The organism is Methylobacterium sp. Gmos3 (assembly GCF_056430985.1).
This window is the reverse complement of record NZ_JBWJYL010000001.1, coordinates 437,185-454,975: the sequence shown is the minus strand read 5'-3', so window position 1 is coordinate 454,975 and position 17,791 is coordinate 437,185. Positions and strand designations below refer to the sequence as shown.

Genomic DNA, 17,791 nt, shown 5'->3' with positions numbered 1-17,791 from the left:
CGTCAACGCCCGCTCGATCCGAACCCGCCCGCGCCCCGGCCGGAGCCCGGCCCTGCCTGCCCATCCAGGATGGTCAGCGCCGGCCGGGCGATGCGGGTGAAGACCAGTTGCGCGATGCGCTCGCCGGGCTCGATCCGCACCGGTACGCTCGCGCGATTCCAGGCCGAGATCATCAGCGGGCCCTCGTAATCGGCGTCGATCACGCCGGTGCCGTTGCCGAGGATCAGCCCGTCGCGGTGGCCCCGGCCGGAGCGGGGAAAGACGAGCCCGCACCAGGACGGATCGCGGATCAGCACGGCGAAGCCCGCCGGGATCAGGGCGGCGGGGGCGCCGGAATCGAGGGTGAGCGGCGTCTCAAGGCAGGCGTGCAGGTCAAGGCCGGCGGCGCTCGCCGAACCCCAGCGGGGAAAGCCCCAGCCGGGCAGCCTGTCGTCGAGGAGGCGAATGCCGACGGAGGGCAGGTCGCCCGGTAGATCGCCCATCGGTTCAGGCGCCGAGCCGTTCGATGGCCTCGGCCATGGCGATGAGCCGCCGCGCCGCCTCGACATGCAGCCGCTCCACCATCCGCCCGTCGACGGCGACGACGCCGAGACCGTGGTTCTCGGGAGCATCGAACACGGTAGCGATGCGCCGGGCCTGGGCCAGCTCCTCCGGATAGGGCGCGAAGGCGGCGTTGGCCGGGCCGAGCTGGCTGGGGTGAATCAGCATCTTGCCGTCGAAGCCCAGCTCCCGGCCCTGGCGGCACTCGGCCGCGAAGCCGGCCTCGTCCTTGAAGTTCGAGAAAACGCCGTCGATCGCCTCGATCTCGTAGGCGCGGGCGGCGGCGAGCACCTGCATCAGCCACGGCACCAGGGCGGCGCGGCCGGGCGGCGGAATGCGGCCGGCCTTGAGGAGATCGTTCGGCCCGATGACCAAAGCCGAGAGCCGCGCATCGACATCGCGGGCGGCGCTGGCGATCTCGGCGGCGTTCACCACCGCCATCGGCGTTTCGATCATCGCCCAGACGCGGGTCGAAGCCGGCGCCCCGAGCCGGCGCAGGCGCGAGCCCACCGCGATCAGCGCGTCGGAGGTCTTCACCTTGGGCACCAGCACCGCGTCGGGCGCGGCCTCCGCCAGTGCGGCGAGGTCGGCTTCGCCGTCCTCGGTCTCGGGCGGGTTGATCCGCACCACGACCTCGCGGGCGCCGAAACCCCGCGCGGCGACAGCCGCCGCCACCGCCATGCGCGCGTCAGCCTTGGCCTCCGGGGCGGTGCCGTCCTCCAGATCGATCAGCACCACGTCGGCGGGCAGCGAGCGGGCCTTCTCCAGCGCCCGCGCGTTGGCGCCGGGCATGGCGAGGACGCTGCGACGCGGACGGATCTCGCTCATCATGGATCTCCCCCGACGGACGGTCCCGCCCAACCGGGCGCATAGCGGGCGCGTCCGCTTCGAGCAAGGCGGGGGCTGATGCCTGTTTGCACCAGTCGCCGATCAAAGGGCATTCGCGCGTGAAGATGTTTGGGATTTCATGAGGGCCGCTGCATGCGAAAGCCAAGCTCATCTATGGTGCGTCTGCCTGATTCTCCTGAACTTCACCGATACGATTCAATATGACAAAGTTGATTGGAATTCCGGCGGATATTCATGAGAACTTTGATTCGATTATGCAATTGATAGAAAGGCGAAAGGCCTACAACGGCGGCGTCTTGCATCAATCGACCGGTGGAATCATCCAGCATGGCGTGTTGAAGGGCTACGCTCTCCATGCTGCCGCGACGTGGCTGAGCAACGATATCGGCAGCCAGCTGCTGGGTCTGTACGAGCAGGAGGTCTGCGCGCTGCTCTGGCATCTCCGCGAAAAGCGGGATCTGCTGATCGACTTGGGTGCGGCGGACGGATTCTACGGGCTCGGCCTGATCGCCGTGGGTGCCTACGCCCGATCGCTCTGCTTCGAGATCGACCCGGAGAGCCGCGCTGCGCTGGGCCGCCGCCGGGACCGCCTCGGGCTCGCCGAAAGGGTCGAGATCCTCGGTGATGCCGTTGGCGATCTGCCGGCCGTGATTCGCAGCAACGCCGTCGATCTGAGCCGGGCCGTGATTCTCTGCGACATCGAGGGCGCCGAGTTCGATCTCTTCACCGACGAATTGCTGGAACACCTCGCCCCGGCCTGCCTCATCATCGAGAACCACGATTTCAACCGCGCCGATGGATTCCCTCTCGCGACGGACCTCGTCCGCCGCGCGGGCCGGCACTTCCACGTGACCGAGATTCATCCCGGGCCGCGCACCCTTCACCGCATCCCCCTGGTCGAGACGTGGAACGACAACGATAGAGCCCTTCTCCTCTCGGAAGGGCGGCTCGCCCTCGCCTCCTGGCTCGTCCTGTCTCCCCTCTCCGCCGAACCCCTCACGCGCGAGGCCCTGTCGCGGATCCAAGCGGATTACGTGCGCGCTCACTGGGACTGACGGAGCCCATGGCATCGGCGAAAGCCATCGACCCGGCATCCCTTTCAGGGCGACGTGCGCTAGATCGGCACGCATGAGCCTGCCCATCCGCCACATCGCCCGCGCCATCGTCCTCGATCCCGCCGACAGGGTGCTGCTGATCGAATACGTCTCCGTTCACGCCAAGGGTCCGGACGGGGAGCCCCTGCATTTCTGGTTCATGCCCGGCGGCGGGCTGGAGCCGGGGGAAGACCACGTGACCGCCTGCGCCCGCGAACTCGGCGAGGAGATCGGCCGGGACGACGTGACGATCGGGCCGCAGGTCGCCTCCTGCGACGGGCCGTTCCACCTGTTCAAGCAGGCCCGCGATGCGCGGGAGCGCTACTTCGTCGTCCGCCTGCCCGACGACCGGGTCGATACCAGCCGGCTGGCCGAGACCGAGGACAACCCCCTGGTCGGCACCCGCTGGTGGACACTCGCCGAGCTTGAGGCGACAGACCAGCGGATCGAACCGGCGGGCCTCGCGGGTGTCGTCGCACACCTCATTGCTGGGACTACGCCGATGGTTTCGCGCGTTCTGAACTGGCACAACCGCTAATTTCGCAGTCGCAGCAAATCGACCCATCAAGAAAGGAGAGCCGATGTTCCCCTCAGCCCTCACCGACGGTTACCGCTCCTTCCTGTCGGGCCGCTTCCCGGAGGAGCGCCGCCGCTTCAAGGAACTCGCCACCAGCCAGGCCCCCGAGGTGCTGGTGATCAGCTGCTGCGACAGCCGTGTCGCGCCGGAGGCGATCTTCGATGCCGGGCCGGGCGAATTGTTCGTCATCCGCAACGTGGCCAACATCGTGCCCGTCTACGAGACCGGCGGCGATTACCACGGCACCTCGGCGGCCATAGAGTTCGCGGTGATGGGGCTGAAGGTGAAGCACATCGTCGTGCTGGGCCACGCCACCTGCGGTGGCATCAAGGCCTACGCCACGAAGGCGGAGCCGCTGTCGAAGGGCAACTTCATCGGCAAGTGGACCTCCCTCGTCGCCCCGGCGGAAGCCAAGGCCGGCGATTCCAGCGCGCCCGATTACCTCACCCGTCTGGAGCACGCGATGGTGAGCCAGAGCATCGAGAACCTGCTCACCTTCCCCTTCGTGAAGGAGGCGGTGGAGACCGGCGACCTGACACTCCACGGGGCGCATTTCGGCATCGCCAACGGCATGCTGCTGGTGCGCGATCCCGAGACCGGCGATTTCGGCCCGGCGACCGACGGGATGGGCCGGACGCTGCGCCCCTCCGACACCATCGCCTGCAACTGAGGAGTTGGGCAGTTTCATCTGCCCCTTCCTTCAGGCGTGAGGCCAAAGAAAAGGGCGGTGGGTCTTTCGACCCACCGCCCTTTCTCATTCAGCCCTGGGGCTGGATTACATGGCGCCCGGCATCCGCTGCAGCATGCTGTAATGCTCCTGCAGCGAGGGCAGCACCTGCTGGGCGTAGGTGCGGAGCGCCGGGTTCGGGCCGCTCTGCGCGTAGGCCTGGGTCATGCCGATCGCCATCTGGTGCGACTGGACCTGCTGGCTGACGTAGAGGCGGTCGAAGCGCGGGCCGGCCGGGGTGGCCGAGAGTTCCGCGAGCATCGCCTGCTGCTGCTGGTTCGGGGGGACCATCGTGCCCGCGCCGGTGTTCTCCATCATCGCACCGCCGCCGAGGCGGCTGCCCGCCGCAGCGCCCTGCGCCGCGCCATTGCCCACGCCCTGGAGGCCGCCGACCGGGCCGCCCGACAGGGTACCGCCCACGGCGCCCGTCGCGGCGCCGAGGCCCGCGCCGACCGCACCGCCGGCCACGGCGAGCGGAGCGCCGATCAGGCCACCGATCGGGCCGCCATCGGCCATCGCACCCATGGAGCCGGTCGCGCCGCCGGACAGCGCCACGTTGGCGGCGCGGTGGTCACGGAGGGCATCCTTGGCGTAGGTACGGATCCGCGCGTTGCGGGTCTTCTGCAGGGCGATCTGCGCCGACTGCACCTCGAAGGCATTCGACTGCATCGACTCCATGCGGAAGTCGTTCATCTGGGCGAAGGCGGGGGTGGCCAGGGCCAGGACCATCGCGGAGGCGACAACGGTATTCTTCAGCATCTAGGAACCTCGTAGCAAGAGAACACTGACGCACGGCGACGCCACCCGCACCGGACCCTCACGGATCCAACGGTACTTGGCGGCCCATCGTGCGCCGATTCAGTGGGTCAACCGAGACTTTCGGAGATTGTTCCTGATGTCGTTGCCTGGAATCGGGGCAGTGAACAGGCGCCGCGCGGGCTTTCCGTGGGAAAGACTGCTCTGATGCTGGTCTTTGTCCAAGTCCTGAGGGCTGTCGCGGCGACGATGGTGGTCTGGCATCATGCGCGGCACGAGGCCGGGCTGATGGCGGCGCGCGGTGCCGGGGCTATCCTCGCGCCGGGAACGCTCTTGCCGTGGTGGGCCGGCGTCGACCTGTTCTTCGTGATCTCGGGGCTCGTCATCGTCCAGGCGAGCTGCGGCCTCGCCGGGGCGCCCGGCGGGCGGGGGCGCTTCCTCGCCCACCGGATCGCGCGGGTGGTGCCGCTCTACTGGCTCACCACCGCGCTCTACCTCGCCCTGGCGCTGGCCGCGCCGGGCCTGCTCGGGGAGGCCGGCGCGCTGGCCCGCGATCCGGCCTTCGTCGCCGGCTCCTTCCTGTTCTGGCCGATGGCCCGTCCGGACGGGAGCCTCCAGCCCCTCTACGGGCTCGGATGGACCCTCAATTACGAGATGGCCTTCTACGCCCTCTTCGCCCTCGGGCTCGGCTTCGGCCTGCGGGGGGCGGTGGCGTGGCTCGGCGCGGTGCTCGTCGCCCTGGTGGCCCTCGGCGCCCTCCTCGCGCCGCCCCCGCCGCTGGCCTTCTGGGCGGACCCGATCGTCCTCGAATTCGCCCTCGGCGCGGGGCTCGGCCTCGCCCGCGTCGCCGGCCTGCGCCTGCCCTCCGCGATGCGGATCGCCCTCGCGATCCTCGGGCTCGCGGGAATGCTCGGCGCAGCGTGGCATCTCGGCGGCGCGGGCGAGGTGCCGGGCTTCGCGCGGCCCCTCCTCGTCGGGCTGCCGGCGGGGCTCCTCGTGGCGGGCGCCGCCCTCGGTCCCAGCCTCGGCCGGGGCGGGATCGTCGCCCTGCCGGCGCCCCTGCGCGCCCTCTCCTTCCTCGGGGATGCCTCCTACGCGCTCTACCTCACCCATCCCTTCGCCCTGCGCGCCGGGCGGGAGGCGCTGCTGCGGCTCGGCCTCGCGCCGGCCCTGTATCCCTGGGGCGCCCTGCTCGCGATGACCGGCCTCGCCCTCGTCGCGGCGGCGGCGGTGCATCTCCTCGTGGAGCGGCCCCTCACCCGCAGCTTGCGCGTGTTCCTCGAAAACCGTGTGGGGGCGTCGCGCCGCCCGGTTTTCATAGGCCGTGAGGATCGCTAGCCTCCGCCCGATCCGAGACGTCAGCCCCGAGGACGGCACGATGAAGACCCTGCTCGTACCTGTGGCGATGCACGACGCCCTGCCCTCCGTGTTCGAGACGACGCGGCTGGCCGCCTCGCGCTTCGGCAGCCTGATCGAGGGCGTGTCCCTGCGCCCGGCGCTGGCCGAATACGTTCCCGTCGACATGGTCGGCGGCATGACATGGCTGCGCGACGAGGAGGCCGACATCGCGGAGGCGGAGGAGGCAGGCTCGCGCTTCGTCGCCGCGATGGACGCGGCCGGCATCCCCCGCCACCCGCGCGACGGCCAGTGCAACCCCGCCAAGGTGATGGAGGCCGGGCCGCGCTACCGATGGCGCCAGGACGTGCCGACCGGCGACGCCTTCCTCGGCCAATATGCCCGCCTGTTCTCGGCCACCGTGGTCGGACGGCCGGGGACCGGCGACAACGCCCCGCGCATGACCACCTTCGAGACCGCCCTGTTCGAGAGCGGCCGCCCGATCCTGCTGGCGCCCCCCGCCCCGCCCGCGAGCCTCGGCGAGGCGGTGCTGATCGCCTGGAACGGCTCCACCGAGACCGCCCGCGCGGTGGCCTTCGCCATGCCGTTCCTGCGCCGGGCGGCGCGGGTTCTGGTGCTGAGCGTCGAGGGCGGCATGGTGCCGGGGCCGAGCGCGCAGGATCTCGCCCAGGCGCTGGCCTGCGAGGGCGTCGAGGCCACCCACCGCGCCCTACCGACCGGCCGGCGCGCGCCCGGCGAGACCTTTTTGGCCGAGGCCAAGGAGTTCGGCTGCGACCTCCTCATCAAGGGTGCCTACACCCAGAGCCGCCTGCGCCAGATGATCTTCGGAGGTGTGACGAGTCACGTCCTCGCCCAGGCCGACATGCCAGTGCTGATGGCCCATTGACGGGAACCCCCTGCCCCACGGCCACGTTCGGGCAGGTCCTGTTTCGCCCCGGCCGGAGGTATGCCTTGGTCCGCACCCTGCCCGTCCTTGCCGTGCTGCTCGCCGCCGCGCCCGCCTTCGCGCAGCCGGGCAAGCCCGACCCGTCGACCCACAGCTTCCGCGGCACGGTGGAAGCCCGTCATGGCGACGACCTGACGATCGTGCGGCCGGGGGGCAGCACCGTGACGGTGCGGATGGACGCGAAGACCCAGGTCTACACCGCGACCGATGCCCGCCTGCGGGACATCAAGCCGGAAAGCTACATCAGCGTGCTCGCCGCGCCCGATTCGGCCAAGGCTATGGGGGTCACGATCTATTCCCCCTCCGAGCGCGGCTTCGCCGCCGGAAGCCGGCCCTGGGATTCGCAGCCCGGCGCCACCCTCACCGGCGGCTGGATCGCCGACGTGAGCGGCACGGATACGCGGCAGGTCACCCTCACCCACGGCGACACGCGCAGCGACTTCACGATCCCCCCCGACACGCGTGTGACTCAGGTCGCGCCGGGGGAGAAGGCCCTGCTCGTGCCGGGCGCCGCCGTCACCGTGCTCACCAATGCCGGGCCGGATGGCGCGCACGATGCGGGCACGGTCATCGTCGGGCGGGCCGGCGCCGTGCCGACCCTGTGAACCGGCGACGGCGCGGGGACGCACGCGCCTGTTCGGCCCCGGCCGCCGCGCTATAGAGACGGGATGACCGCGCCCGATTTCGCCCTCGACCCGCGCCTTGCGGCCGACACCGTCCATCTCGGCGACCTCGCCCTCTCGCGGGTGCTGCTGATGGACGATGCCCGCTTTCCCTGGTTGATCCTCGTGCCGAGGCGGGAGGGGGTGAGCGAGATCACCGATCTCGACGAGGCCGATTCGCAGGCGCTCTGGCAGGAGATCCGCCTCGCCGCCGGGGTGATGCGCGACCTCGCCCAGCCGGACAAGATCAACGTCGCGGCGCTCGGCAACATGGTCGCCCAGCTTCACGTGCACGTGGTCGGGCGGTTCCGCTCCGATCCGGCCTGGCCCGGCCCCGTCTGGGGCTTCGGCGCCCGCACCCCCTACCCGCTCCATGCCCGCGCCCAGCTCGCCGAGCGGGCCGGCGCCCTGTTCGCGGCGGCCTGAACCCGATGACCGATCCGATCACGACCCTGGGCTTCGCCCGCAGCCGCCTGGACCGGCACTCCGCCGAGCAGCCGGAGGAGGCGGTGCCGCCCCTTGACGCGCCGGGCACCGGCCTGCTCATCCTCGGCGGCGACCGTTTCCTGCTGCGCGAGGGCACGGCGATCCACGAGGCCGCCGTGTCCCTGCTGCACGCGGTGGAGCGCACCGAGACGGTGTTCCTCGGCCGCTGGGACGGACGCCCGATCTTCGCCGCCTCGATCCCGACCGACGAGTTGCCGACGCTCGAAGGAAACGCGATCCGCAGCCTCGACCTGCGCAGCATCGCCACGGATGGCAGCGTCGAGCCGGAGGAGCTTGGCCTGCTGGCGGTGGCGAAGTCGATGCTCGACTGGCATGGCCGCCACCGGTTCTGCGCCAATTGCGGCGCGCCGACCTTCACGACGGCGGGGGGCTTCCGGCGGGAGTGCCGGGCCTGCAACGCCCACCATTTCCCCCGGGTCGATCCGGTGGTGATCATGCTGGTGCGCCGGGGCGAGACCTGCCTCCTCGGCCGGGGGCCGCATTTCCGGCCGCACATGTTCTCCTGCCTCGCGGGCTTCCTCGAACCCGGCGAGACCCTCGAGGATGCCGTGCGCCGGGAGGTCTACGAGGAGACGAAGATCCGCGTCGGGGCGGTCTCCTACCGTGCCTCGCAGCCCTGGCCGTTCCCCTCCTCGCTGATGCTCGGCTGCGTGGCCGAGGCGCTCGACGGGGAGATCGTCACCGATCCGACCGAGATCGAGGATGCCCGCTGGTTCGACCGGGAGGCGGTGTCCGCCATGCTCGCGGGCACCCATCCCGACGGCATCGTGTCACCGCCGCCCATGGCCATCGCCCACTTCCTGATGCGGGAATTCGTGGACGGGTGAGCCGCCCCACGGCCGTGGCGAAGCCGGGGGGCGCCGTCTCGTCCTACAGCCCGGCGAGGGGGAAGACCGCCAGGGCGCCGAGGAAGACGAATCCCGAGAGCAGCGTCGTCCAGATCGCCTTCTCCCGCAGGCGCGGCGAGGCGGGTGCGCCGAGATCCTGGCCCGGCACGATGTGCTCCGGCCGCGATTCCGCGTGGTTGCGGAGGGGCAGGATGGCGAAGAGCAGGGTCCACCAGATGACGAAGTAGAGGGCGACCCCGCCCCCCACCGTCAGCTTGAACAGCCCGACCCCCGCCGCGACGAAGCACGCGACGAGGAAGGCGATGGCCGCGAGGGTCGCGGGCGTGGACCGCCCGAACACCCGCATCAGCCCGCTCATACCTGCTCCAGCTCCACGAGGGTGCCGAGGAAGTCCTTGGGGTGCAGGAACAGGACCGGCTTGCCGTGGGCGCCGATCTTCGGCTCCCCGGTGCCCAACACCCGCGCGCCCTGCGCCTTCAGCTTGTCGCGGGCGGCGATGATGTCATCGACCTCGTAGCAGACGTGGTGGACGCCGCCGTTCGGGTTGCGCTCCACGAAGGCCTCGATCGGCGAGCCCTCGCCTAGCGGCGCCATGAGCTCGACCTTGCTGTTCGGCAACTCCACGAACACGACGGTGACGCCGTGATCCGGCTGCGGCAGCGCTGCGGACACCGTGGCGCCCAGCGTGTCCCGGTAGGTCGCCGTGGCGGCGTCGAGGTCACGCACCGCGATGGCCACATGGTTGAGCCGGCCGATCATTCTTCTTGTCCTCCCTGGCGCGTGATCGCGTTCGTTCGCGCTCCGTCATCGCGAGCGCAGCGAAGCGACCCAGGGCTGCGGGACATCTCAGAATGGCGCGCTGCCCTGGATTGCTTCGCTCCGCTCGCAAAGACGACGGAGCGTTCAACCGCCTATATCACACCTCCACCACCTGCACGTGGCAGGCCGGCTTCTTGCCCCACACCTCGTTGACCGCCTGCCGCACGGCGCGGTCGACGCTCTTCTCGACGCCCTCGGAATCCTTGAGCTTGCCCCGCGACAGGCTGCCGAGCGTCTGCGAGACGGCATCGACCACCGTGTCGATCAGCGCCTCGCCGCCCCGGCCCCGGTTCGGCAGGCCGATGATGTCCACCGCCGGCTCGCCCAGCACCACGCCGTCGTCGTCGATGGCGATGGCCACCGAGACGAGGCCCGCCTGCATCAGCTTGCGCCGCTCGGGGATCGCCCGGTCCTTGTCGTCGATCAGGACGTGGCCGTCCTTGTACAGGCGCCCGGCCTTGACGTGCTCCACCACCTCCGGCTTGCCGGGGGCGAGGCGGACCATCGCGCCGTTGCGGGCCTTCACCACGTGGCCGACGCCCTGGGCGCGGGCGAAGCGGGCATGCTCGTCGAGGTGGAGCGCCTCGCCGTGGACGGGGATCGCCGTCTGCGGCCGGGTCCACTTGTACATCTCGACCATCTCGTCCCGGCGCGGGTGGCCGGAGACGTGGACCAGGGCGGTGCGGTCGGTGACGACCTCCACGCCCTGCTCGATCAGGTCGTTGATGATGGCGCCGACATCGCGCTCGTTGCCGGGGATGGCGCGCGAGGAGAAGATCACCCGATCACCCTCGGCCAGGCTGATATCCGGGTGGTCGCGGCGGGAGACGCGGGACATGGCCGCGCGGGGCTCGCCCTGCGAGCCGGTGAGCAGCGCCACGACCTTGTCGCGGGGGATGCTCTTCCACGAATCCGCCCGGCGGAACTCCGGCAGGCCGTCGAGGTAGCCGCATTCGCGGGCGACATCGATCACCCGGTCCATGGCCCGGCCGACCGCGATGACCTCGCGCCCGCAGGCCTGGGCCGCCTCGGCCACCGCGCGGATGCGGGCGACGTTCGAGGCGAAGGTCGTCACCGCCACCCGGTGGGGGGCGTCGGCGATGATGGTCTTCAGGGTCGCGGCGACTTCGGTCTCGCTCGGCGAGAAGCCCTCGCGGACCACGTTGGTCGAATCGCAGATCAGGGCGATGATGCCCTCGTCGCCGAGCGCCGTGAACTGCTCCGGCGAGGTGACGTTGCCCGCGACCGGGGTCGGATCGAGCTTCCAGTCGCCGGTATGCAGCACCAGGCCCGCCGCCGTGCGGATGGCCACCGCGTTCGATTCGGGGATCGAGTGCGCCACCGGCACGAATTCGAGATCGAACGGGCCGACGTTCAGCCGCTTGCCCGGCTTCACCTCACGCAGTTCGACCTTCGGCGCGCCCGGCTCCGAGAGGCGGCGCGTCTCGAGCAGGTTCTTGGCGAAGCGCGTCGCGTAGACCGGCACGCGCAGCTTCGTCCACAATTCCGAGATCGCGCCGATATGGTCCTCGTGCGCGTGCGTGATGAAGATGCCGAGCAAGTCCTTCCGGCGTTCCTCGATATAGGTGAGGTCCGGGAACATGAGGTCGATGCCGGGCATCGCCTCCTCGCCCGCGAAACCCATTCCGCAATCGACCATGATCCATTTGCGGCTCTTCGGCGGCCCGTAGCCGTAGAGAGCCGCATTCATCCCGATCTCGCCCACGCCGCCGAGCGGCAGGAAGACGAGCTCCTCCTGTCCCATTGCCATCTGTCGTCGTCCAAACTCAGGCCGCCGTCGCGGCCGTTCCAAAATGCACCTCCCCGGCAGTCACGACATGCCGGGCCTCGTCGGGGCCGAGGATCACGAGCCGCCCCCCCTCGTCGATCGTGTCGAACCGGCCCCGCAGGACCCGTTCCCCGCTGGCCACCGCGATCTCGCTTCCGAGACCGGCGGCCCGCGCGAGCCAGCGCTCGCGGATGCGGGTGAATGCCTTGCCTCCGGCCCAGGCGCGCGCATGCGCGGCCATCTCGTCGGAGAGATGTTCCAGTAACGCTTCCGGCCCGCCGACGTAACCCGCCGCCGCGAGGCTTGTCGCGGGCAGGTCCGCCGGCGCGGCGGCGACGTTGACGCCGAAACCGATCACCACCGCCCGCCGGCCGCCCGGCAGAGCCTCCGCTTCCAGGAGGAGCCCCGCGAGCTTGCCGGACCCGAGCAGCAGGTCGTTCGGCCATTTCAGGCGAACAGATCGTGTCGGATCGCGCCGATCCCAGCCCGGCAGGGTGCCGCAGGTGGCCTCGACCGCATCGGCCAGCGCCACCCCGGCCACGAAGCCGAGTTCGGCCAGATGATCCGGCGCGACGCCGGAGACCGGCCAGAGCACGCTGGCGGTGAGGTTGCCCGGCAGCGAAGCCCAGGTGTTGCCCCGCCGGCCGCGCCCCGCCTCCTGACGGTGCGCGACGACCCAGAGCGGCCCGAGCTCGCCGGCCCGGGCCCGCTCCAGGGCTTCCGTGTTGGTGGAACCGAGGCGGTCATGGACGTGGAGCCTGTGCCCCGCCGCCCGCGCCGCCTGACCGAGTCGGTAGGCCAATCCTAGAAGAGGGATTTGGCCGCGTTCGCCGCAGCGGCCCGGAGGGGATCCGGCATCACGACGAACAGGATCACCACCACGCTCGACAGGGCGAGCACCACCCGCAGGCCCGGCGTCATCGGCTCGTAGCGCTCCTTCGGCTCGTCGAAGTACATGATCTTCACGATGCGCAGGTAGTAGTAGGCGCCGACCACGCTGGTCACGACGCCGATCACCGCCAGCGTCACGAGGCCCGCCTTGATGGCCGCCGCGAAGACGTAGAACTTCGCGAAGAACCCGGCGAGCGGCGGGATGCCGGCCAGCGAGAACATCATCGCCGCGAGGCAGAAGGCGAGCCACGGGTGGGTCCGCGACAGGCCCGACAGATCCTCGATGGACTCGAACATCACGTCCCGGCGGCGCAGGCTGAGGACGATCGCGAAGGTGCCGAGCGTCATCGCGAGGTAGATGATCATGTAGAGGACGAGGCCCTCGATCCCCTCCTGCGAACCCGAGGCGAGGCCGATCAGCGCGTAGCCGATGTTGGCGATCGACGAGTAGGCCATCAGGCGCTTGATCGAGCGCTGGCCGATGGCGGCGAAGGAGCCGAGCGCCATCGACACGATGGAGACGAACACGAAGATCTGCTGCCAGACTGCCGTGACATCCGGCAGGGCGCCGATGAACACCCGCACCGTCATCGACACCGCCGCCATCTTCGGCGCGGCGGCGAAGAAGGCCGTCACCGGTGTGGGCGAACCCTCGTACACGTCGGGCGTCCACATGTGGAACGGCACCGCCGACATCTTGAAGCACACGCCCGCCGCCACGAACACGATGCCGAGCACGATGCCCGCGCCCGCCTGATCGTTCAGGGCCGTGACGATGCCGGGGAACGAGACCGTGCCGGTGAAGCCGTAGATCAGCGAGGCGCCGTAGAGCAGCATGCCCGACGAGAGCGCGCCGAGCACGAAGTACTTCAGGCCGGCTTCCGTGGAGCGCACGTCGTCCCGGTGGAAGGCGGCGATGACGTAGGCGGCCAGCGACTGCAACTCCAGGCCGAGATAGAGGGCGATCAGGTCGTTGGCCGAGACCATCACCATCATGCCGATGGTGCAGAGCACGATCAGCACCGGGAACTCGAACCGGTCGATCTTCTCGCGCTTGAAGTAGTCGTGCGACAGGACGATCGCCGCCGCCGAGCCGAGCAGCACCAGGGACTTCATCACCTTCGAGAAGGCGTCCGACACGAAGGCGCCGGAGAGGGTCGTCACCCGGCCATGGGCCGGCTGCGAGATCACCACGAAGAGCGCCACGAGCAGCAGCACCAGGGCGCCGACGCTTACGGTCTCGGCGGAGCGCTCACCCCGCCACGCGCCGTAGAGGATCAGCACCATCACCCCGATGCCGAGGATCAACTCGGGCAGGAGCGGCGCGAGGGACGGGAGGGCGGCGTGGACGGGCGGCATCGGGACGGCCTCAGCGCGGGACCGGCAGCGCAGCCGCCGCGGTCTGGGTGTTGGCGAGCGCGGCCTTCATGCCCGTCATCAGCGCCTCGGTGGAGGGCGCGAACACGTCGAGCACGGGCGCGGGATGCACGCCGTAATAGATCGTCAGGATGACGAGGGGGGCGATGATCAGCTTCTCGCGCAGGTCGAGATCGAGGATGCCCTGCAGGCTGGGCTTCTCCAGCTTCCCGTAGATCACCCTCGCGTAGAGCCACAGGGCGTAGGCCGCCGAGAGGATGATGCCGAAGGTCGAGAAGAAGGCGACCATCGGGTTCGCCTTGAAGGCGCCCATCATCGACAGGAACTCGCCCACGAAGCCCGAGGTGCCCGGCAGACCCACATTGGCCATGGTGAACACCATCATCGCCGCCGCGTAGAGCGGCATGCGCTTCACGAGGCCGCCATAGGCAGCGATCTCGCGGGTGTGCATCCGGTCGTAGACCACGCCGACGCAGAGGAAGAGCGCGCCGGACACGATGCCGTGGGAGATCATCAGGAACAGGGCGCCCTGGATGCCCTGCTCGTTCAGGGTGAACAGGCCGAGCGTCACGAAGCCCATATGCGCCACCGACGAGTAGGCGATGAGCTTCTTGATGTCGGTCTGCATCATCGCGGTGAGCGACGTGAAGATGATCGCGACCACCGAGAGGGCGAAGACCAGCGGCGCGAAGTCCTGGCTCGCCAGGGGCAGCATCGGCAGCGAGATCCGGATGAAGCCGTAGCCGCCCATCTTGAGCAGGATGCCGGCCAGGATCACCGAGCCCGCCGTCGGCGCCTCGACGTGCGCGTCGGGGAGCCAGGTGTGGACCGGCCACATCGGCATCTTCACCGCGAACGAGGCGAAGAAGGCCAGCCACAGCCACCATTGCATCTCCGCCGGGAAGCGGTGCTGCAGCAGGGTCGGGATGTCGGTGGTGCCGGCCTCCCAGTACATCGCCATCACGGCGAGCAGCATCAGCACCGAGCCGAGCAGGGTGTAGAGGAAGAACTTGAAGCTCGCGTAGACCCGCCGCTGCCCACCCCAGATGCCGATGATCAGGAACATCGGGATCAGGCCGGCCTCGAAGAACAGGTAGAACAGCACGAGGTCGAGGGCCTGGAACACGCCGATCATCGTGGTCTCGAGGACCAGGAAGGCGACGAAGTATTCCTTCACGCGAAAATGGATCGAGTGCCAGGAGGCCCCGATGCAGAACGGCATCAGGAACGTCGTCAGCAGCACGAGCGGCATCGAGAAGCCGTCGACGCCGAGCTTGAAGCGGATGCCCTGGGCGAGCCACGCATGGCTCTCCACGAGCTGGAAGCTCGACGAGGTGGCATCGTAGCGCGACCACGCCACCAGCGAGAGGGCGAAGGTGACGATCGTGGTCGCCAGGGCGGCCCAGCGGCTGTTGCGCGCGACCGCCGCCTCATCGCCGTTCAGCGTGAGGATGAAGGCCGCCCCGCACAGGGGCACGATCAGCAGACCGGAGAGGATGCCGAGGCCGAGCATTTACTTCGTATTCCCCTCTGCCTGCCGCAACGAAGACCGTCGCATCAGTGAGTGCCCTTGGGCAGGCCGGACATCAGGTACCAGCTGATCAGGCCGGCGACGCCGATGAGCATGACGAACGCGTAGTGGTAGAGGTAGCCGGTCTGGAGGCGGACCACCCCGCGGGTGACGTCCACCACCCGGGCGGCGATGCCGTTCGGACCGAACCCGTCGATGATCCGGCCGTCACCCTCCTTCCAGAGGAACAGGCCGAACTTCTTCGCCGGGCGCACGAAGATCGCGTCGTAGATCTCGTCGAAGTACCACTTGTTGAGCAGGAAGCGGTACAGGGTCGGCTGCTGCGCGGCGAGCTCGCCCGGCAGCTTCGGCTGGCGGATGTACATCCAGAAGGCCAGGACGAAGCCCCCCACCAGCATGATGAACGGCGAGTAGGAGACCAGCGCCGGCACCTCGTGGATCTCGTGCATGATGTGGTTGTTCGGGCCATGCGCCAGGGCGTGGCCCCAGAAGGCGTCCATGCCCTCGCCGATGAACTTGTTCTTGAAGATCAGGCCGGCGAACAGCGCGCCGAAGGCCAGCACCGCCAGCGGGATCGTCATCACCAGCGGGCTCTCGTGCGGCGTGTGATCGCCGTGGTGCCCGTGGCCGTGATGGTCGTCCGCCACCACGTTGCTGTGGTGGGCCGGCTCGATGTCGTGGCCCTTGTCGTCGTGGGCTGCGCCCTCGGTGTGCCCCGGCGCGCCATCGGCCTCGTGGGCCATGGCGGAATGGGCGACGGCCGGCGCGGCGTGGTGATCGTGCGCCGCGTGGACGCCCCAGCGCGCCGGACCCTCGAAGGTCATGAAGAACAGGCGCCAGGAGTAGAACGAGGTGAAGAACGCGGCGATCACCGTGCACAGGAAGGCCAGCGTGTGGCCCGGCCGGGTCGAGGCATAGGCCGCCTCGATGATCGCATCCTTCGAGTAGTAGCCGGAGGTGAAGGGGAAGCCGATCAGCGCGAGGGTGCCGATCGCCATCATCGCGCAGGTGAAGGGGATGTAGCGGCGTAGGTCGCCCATGTTCCGCATGTCCTGCTCGTGGTGCATCGCGTGGATGACCGAGCCGGCCCCGAGGAACAGCAGCGCCTTGAAGAAGGCGTGGGTGAACAGGTGGAACACGCCGGCCGAGTAGGCGCCGACGCCGAGCGCCACGAACATGTAGCCGAGCTGCGAGCAGGTCGAGTACGCGATCACCCGCTTGATGTCGTTCTGCACGAGGCCGATCGTGGCCGCGAAGAACGAGGTGATGCCGCCGATGACCGTCACGACGATCAGCGCGTCCGGGGCGACCTCGAAGAGCGGCGAGAGACGGGCCACCATGAACACGCCCGCCGTCACCATCGTCGCCGCATGGATGAGCGCGGAGACCGGCGTCGGGCCCTCCATCGCGTCCGGCAGCCACGTGTGGAGCAGGAACTGCGCCGACTTGCCCATCGCGCCCATGAACAGGAGCAGGCAGGCGAGCGTCAGGGCGTTCCAGTCGTGCCCGAGGAAGTGGAAGCTCATCTCCTTCACGGCGTCGATCTTCGGGAAGATCCCGTCGAAGGCCACCGAGCCGAACAGCACGAAGACGAGGAAGATGCCGAGCGAGAAGCCGAAATCGCCGACCCGGTTGACGATGAAGGCCTTCATCGCGGCGGCGTTCGCCGAGGGCTTCTCGTACCAGAAGCCGATCAGCAGGTAGGAGGCGAGGCCCACGCCCTCCCAGCCGAAGAACATCTGCACGAGGTTGTCCGCCGTCACCAGCATCAGCATGGCGAAGGTGAACAGCGACAGGTACGCGAAGAAGCGCGGCCGGTGCGGATCCTCCTCCATGTAGCCGATGGAGTAGAGGTGCACGAGGGTCGAGACCGAGGTCACGACCACCAGCATCACCCGCGTCAGCGTGTCGATGCGGAAGGCCCAGTCCACCGTCAGGTCCCCGGCGGTGAACCACGAGGCCACCTGCACCCGCACCTCCGGGCCGCCTTCCAGGAAGACGCCCCAGGCGATCAGCGCCGCGAAGGCGAGGCACGCCGTGGTGATATACTCGCAGGCCCGCGCGCCGAGATAGCGCCCGAACAGGCCGGCGGTGAGGGCGCCGATGAGCGGGAAGAAGACGATCGCGTGGTACATCGGGGGAAGGCTGTCCGTCTTCGCGTCGGGCGGGGCGGGTTGGGAGACGACGAGGGGCTGAGGTCAGCCCTTCATCATGCTCACGTCCTCGACCGCGATCGATCCGCGGTTGCGGAAGAACACCACCAGGATGGCGAGGCCGATGGCCGACTCGGCCGCCGCGACGGTCAGCACGAACAGGGCGAAGACCTGTCCGGTGATGTCGTTCAGCTGGGTCGAGAAGGCCACGAGGTTGATGTTGACCGAGAGCAGGATCAGCTCGACCGACATCAGGATGACGATGATGTTCTTGCGGTTGATGAAGATGCCGAGCACGCCGAGCGTGAACAGGATCGCCGCGACGGTGAGGTAGTGGCTGAGGCCGATCATCGTGCAATCCCTCCGGCG

General features: G+C 69.3%; 19 protein-coding genes. 8 read left to right on the top strand and 11 right to left on the bottom strand.

Annotation, left to right across the window (positions count from 1 at the left end; all coding sequences use genetic code 11):
* Positions 1–2: 2 nt before the first annotated feature.
* Positions 3–482, bottom strand: coding sequence for a dUTP diphosphatase (gene dut, locus ACS5Q7_RS02220; protein WP_478337780.1), 480 nt, complete (start codon positions 480–482; stop codon positions 3–5).
* A gap of 4 nt (positions 483–486) precedes the next feature.
* On the bottom strand, positions 487–1,368 hold the full coding sequence (locus tag ACS5Q7_RS02215) for an HpcH/HpaI aldolase/citrate lyase family protein (RefSeq protein ID WP_478337779.1): 882 nt from the start codon (positions 1,366–1,368) through the stop codon (positions 487–489).
* 317 nt (positions 1,369–1,685) lie between these two features.
* Here ACS5Q7_RS02215 and ACS5Q7_RS02210 point away from each other — a divergent pair, with 317 nt between their 5' ends.
* The 3 genes from ACS5Q7_RS02210 (at position 1,686) to ACS5Q7_RS02200 (ending at position 3,730) form a co-directional block, all read left to right on the top strand.
* Positions 1,686–2,444 carry a hypothetical protein gene (locus tag ACS5Q7_RS02210; protein ID WP_478337778.1) on the top strand — a complete coding sequence of 253 codons (759 nt, stop codon included), beginning with the start codon at positions 1,686–1,688 and terminating at the stop codon, positions 2,442–2,444.
* Positions 2,445–2,517: 73 nt separating this feature from the next.
* Positions 2,518–3,021 (top strand): NUDIX hydrolase, encoded by a 504-nt coding sequence (locus ACS5Q7_RS02205; RefSeq protein ID WP_478337777.1) that lies wholly within the window; start codon positions 2,518–2,520, stop codon positions 3,019–3,021.
* Positions 3,022–3,064: 43 nt separating this feature from the next.
* A complete protein-coding gene (locus ACS5Q7_RS02200; RefSeq protein ID WP_478337776.1) occupies positions 3,065–3,730 on the top strand; it encodes a carbonic anhydrase in 666 nt (221 codons plus the stop codon).
* 105 nt (positions 3,731–3,835) lie between these two features.
* On the opposite strand, the gene ACS5Q7_RS02195 is transcribed toward ACS5Q7_RS02200, so the two are convergent.
* The gene (locus ACS5Q7_RS02195; protein WP_478337775.1) at positions 3,836–4,546 is read right to left on the bottom strand and encodes a DUF4142 domain-containing protein; all 711 of its coding nucleotides are present in this window, start codon (positions 4,544–4,546) and stop codon (positions 3,836–3,838) included.
* 204 nt (positions 4,547–4,750) lie between these two features.
* Here ACS5Q7_RS02195 and ACS5Q7_RS02190 point away from each other — a divergent pair, with 204 nt between their 5' ends.
* The 5 genes from ACS5Q7_RS02190 (at position 4,751) to nudC (ending at position 8,841) form a co-directional block, all read left to right on the top strand.
* Entirely contained in the window at positions 4,751–5,881 is a 1,131-nt protein-coding gene (locus tag ACS5Q7_RS02190) for an acyltransferase family protein (protein ID WP_478337774.1), read from the top strand.
* Positions 5,882–5,921: 40 nt separating this feature from the next.
* The gene (locus ACS5Q7_RS02185; protein ID WP_478337773.1) at positions 5,922–6,785 is read left to right on the top strand and encodes a universal stress protein; all 864 of its coding nucleotides are present in this window, start codon (positions 5,922–5,924) and stop codon (positions 6,783–6,785) included.
* Between the two features lie 65 nt (positions 6,786–6,850).
* Positions 6,851–7,450 carry a hypothetical protein gene (locus ACS5Q7_RS02180; protein ID WP_478337772.1) on the top strand — a complete coding sequence of 200 codons (600 nt, stop codon included), beginning with the start codon at positions 6,851–6,853 and terminating at the stop codon, positions 7,448–7,450.
* Positions 7,451–7,513: 63 nt separating this feature from the next.
* A complete protein-coding gene (locus ACS5Q7_RS02175) occupies positions 7,514–7,933 on the top strand; it encodes an HIT domain-containing protein (protein WP_478337771.1) in 420 nt (139 codons plus the stop codon).
* Positions 7,934–7,938: 5 nt separating this feature from the next.
* Positions 7,939–8,841: an NAD(+) diphosphatase gene (nudC, locus tag ACS5Q7_RS02170; protein ID WP_478337770.1), complete on the top strand. Its 903-nt coding sequence runs from the start codon at positions 7,939–7,941 to the stop codon at positions 8,839–8,841.
* Between the two features lie 43 nt (positions 8,842–8,884).
* Here nudC and ACS5Q7_RS02165 read toward each other — a convergent pair whose 3' ends face one another.
* The 8 genes from ACS5Q7_RS02165 to nuoK form a co-directional block, all read right to left on the bottom strand.
* Entirely contained in the window at positions 8,885–9,220 is a 336-nt protein-coding gene (locus ACS5Q7_RS02165; protein ID WP_478337769.1) for a DUF1467 family protein, read from the bottom strand.
* Positions 9,217–9,621, bottom strand: coding sequence for a methylmalonyl-CoA epimerase (mce, locus tag ACS5Q7_RS02160; RefSeq protein ID WP_478337768.1), 405 nt, complete (start codon positions 9,619–9,621; stop codon positions 9,217–9,219). Before mce ends, ACS5Q7_RS02165 begins: the two co-directional genes overlap by 4 nt.
* Before the next feature lie 157 nt (positions 9,622–9,778).
* On the bottom strand, positions 9,779–11,452 hold the full coding sequence (locus ACS5Q7_RS02155) for a ribonuclease J (protein ID WP_478337767.1): 1,674 nt from the start codon (positions 11,450–11,452) through the stop codon (positions 9,779–9,781).
* Positions 11,453–11,468: 16 nt separating this feature from the next.
* Positions 11,469–12,272: a biotin--[acetyl-CoA-carboxylase] ligase gene (locus tag ACS5Q7_RS02150; protein WP_478337766.1), complete on the bottom strand. Its 804-nt coding sequence runs from the start codon at positions 12,270–12,272 to the stop codon at positions 11,469–11,471.
* Positions 12,273–12,274: 2 nt separating this feature from the next.
* Positions 12,275–13,720, bottom strand: coding sequence for an NADH-quinone oxidoreductase subunit NuoN (nuoN, locus tag ACS5Q7_RS02145; protein WP_478337765.1), 1,446 nt, complete (start codon positions 13,718–13,720; stop codon positions 12,275–12,277).
* 10 nt (positions 13,721–13,730) lie between these two features.
* Positions 13,731–15,251 (bottom strand): NADH-quinone oxidoreductase subunit M, encoded by a 1,521-nt coding sequence (locus tag ACS5Q7_RS02140; RefSeq protein ID WP_478337764.1) that lies wholly within the window; start codon positions 15,249–15,251, stop codon positions 13,731–13,733.
* A 44-nt stretch (positions 15,252–15,295) separates the two neighbouring features.
* Complete coding sequence (gene nuoL / locus ACS5Q7_RS02135; protein WP_478337763.1) at positions 15,296–17,404, bottom strand: NADH-quinone oxidoreductase subunit L; 2,109 nt, start codon at positions 17,402–17,404, stop codon at positions 15,296–15,298.
* Positions 17,405–17,467: 63 nt separating this feature from the next.
* Entirely contained in the window at positions 17,468–17,773 is a 306-nt protein-coding gene (gene nuoK, locus ACS5Q7_RS02130) for an NADH-quinone oxidoreductase subunit NuoK (RefSeq protein ID WP_010686008.1), read from the bottom strand.
* Between the last annotated feature and the right edge of the window lie 18 nt (positions 17,774–17,791).

Coding starts and splice junctions, on each gene's coding strand:
- dut (WP_478337780.1), bottom strand. CDS start 482: ATGGGCGATCTACCGGGCGACCTGCCCTCCGTCGGCATTCGCCTCCTC.
- ACS5Q7_RS02215 (WP_478337779.1), bottom strand. CDS start 1,368: ATGAGCGAGATCCGTCCGCGTCGCAGCGTCCTCGCCATGCCCGGCGCC.
- ACS5Q7_RS02205 (WP_478337777.1), top strand. CDS start 2,518: ATGAGCCTGCCCATCCGCCACATCGCCCGCGCCATCGTCCTCGATCCC.
- ACS5Q7_RS02200 (WP_478337776.1), top strand. CDS start 3,065: ATGTTCCCCTCAGCCCTCACCGACGGTTACCGCTCCTTCCTGTCGGGC.
- ACS5Q7_RS02195 (WP_478337775.1), bottom strand. CDS start 4,546: ATGCTGAAGAATACCGTTGTCGCCTCCGCGATGGTCCTGGCCCTGGCC.
- ACS5Q7_RS02190 (WP_478337774.1), top strand. CDS start 4,751: ATGCTGGTCTTTGTCCAAGTCCTGAGGGCTGTCGCGGCGACGATGGTG.
- ACS5Q7_RS02185 (WP_478337773.1), top strand. CDS start 5,922: ATGAAGACCCTGCTCGTACCTGTGGCGATGCACGACGCCCTGCCCTCC.
- ACS5Q7_RS02175 (WP_478337771.1), top strand. CDS start 7,514: ATGACCGCGCCCGATTTCGCCCTCGACCCGCGCCTTGCGGCCGACACC.
- nudC (WP_478337770.1), top strand. CDS start 7,939: ATGACCGATCCGATCACGACCCTGGGCTTCGCCCGCAGCCGCCTGGAC.
- ACS5Q7_RS02165 (WP_478337769.1), bottom strand. CDS start 9,220: ATGAGCGGGCTGATGCGGGTGTTCGGGCGGTCCACGCCCGCGACCCTC.
- mce (WP_478337768.1), bottom strand. CDS start 9,621: ATGATCGGCCGGCTCAACCATGTGGCCATCGCGGTGCGTGACCTCGAC.
- ACS5Q7_RS02155 (WP_478337767.1), bottom strand. CDS start 11,452: ATGGCAATGGGACAGGAGGAGCTCGTCTTCCTGCCGCTCGGCGGCGTG.
- nuoN (WP_478337765.1), bottom strand. CDS start 13,720: ATGCCGCCCGTCCACGCCGCCCTCCCGTCCCTCGCGCCGCTCCTGCCC.
- ACS5Q7_RS02140 (WP_478337764.1), bottom strand. CDS start 15,251: ATGCTCGGCCTCGGCATCCTCTCCGGTCTGCTGATCGTGCCCCTGTGC.
- nuoL (WP_478337763.1), bottom strand. CDS start 17,404: ATGTACCACGCGATCGTCTTCTTCCCGCTCATCGGCGCCCTCACCGCC.
- nuoK (WP_010686008.1), bottom strand. CDS start 17,773: ATGATCGGCCTCAGCCACTACCTCACCGTCGCGGCGATCCTGTTCACG.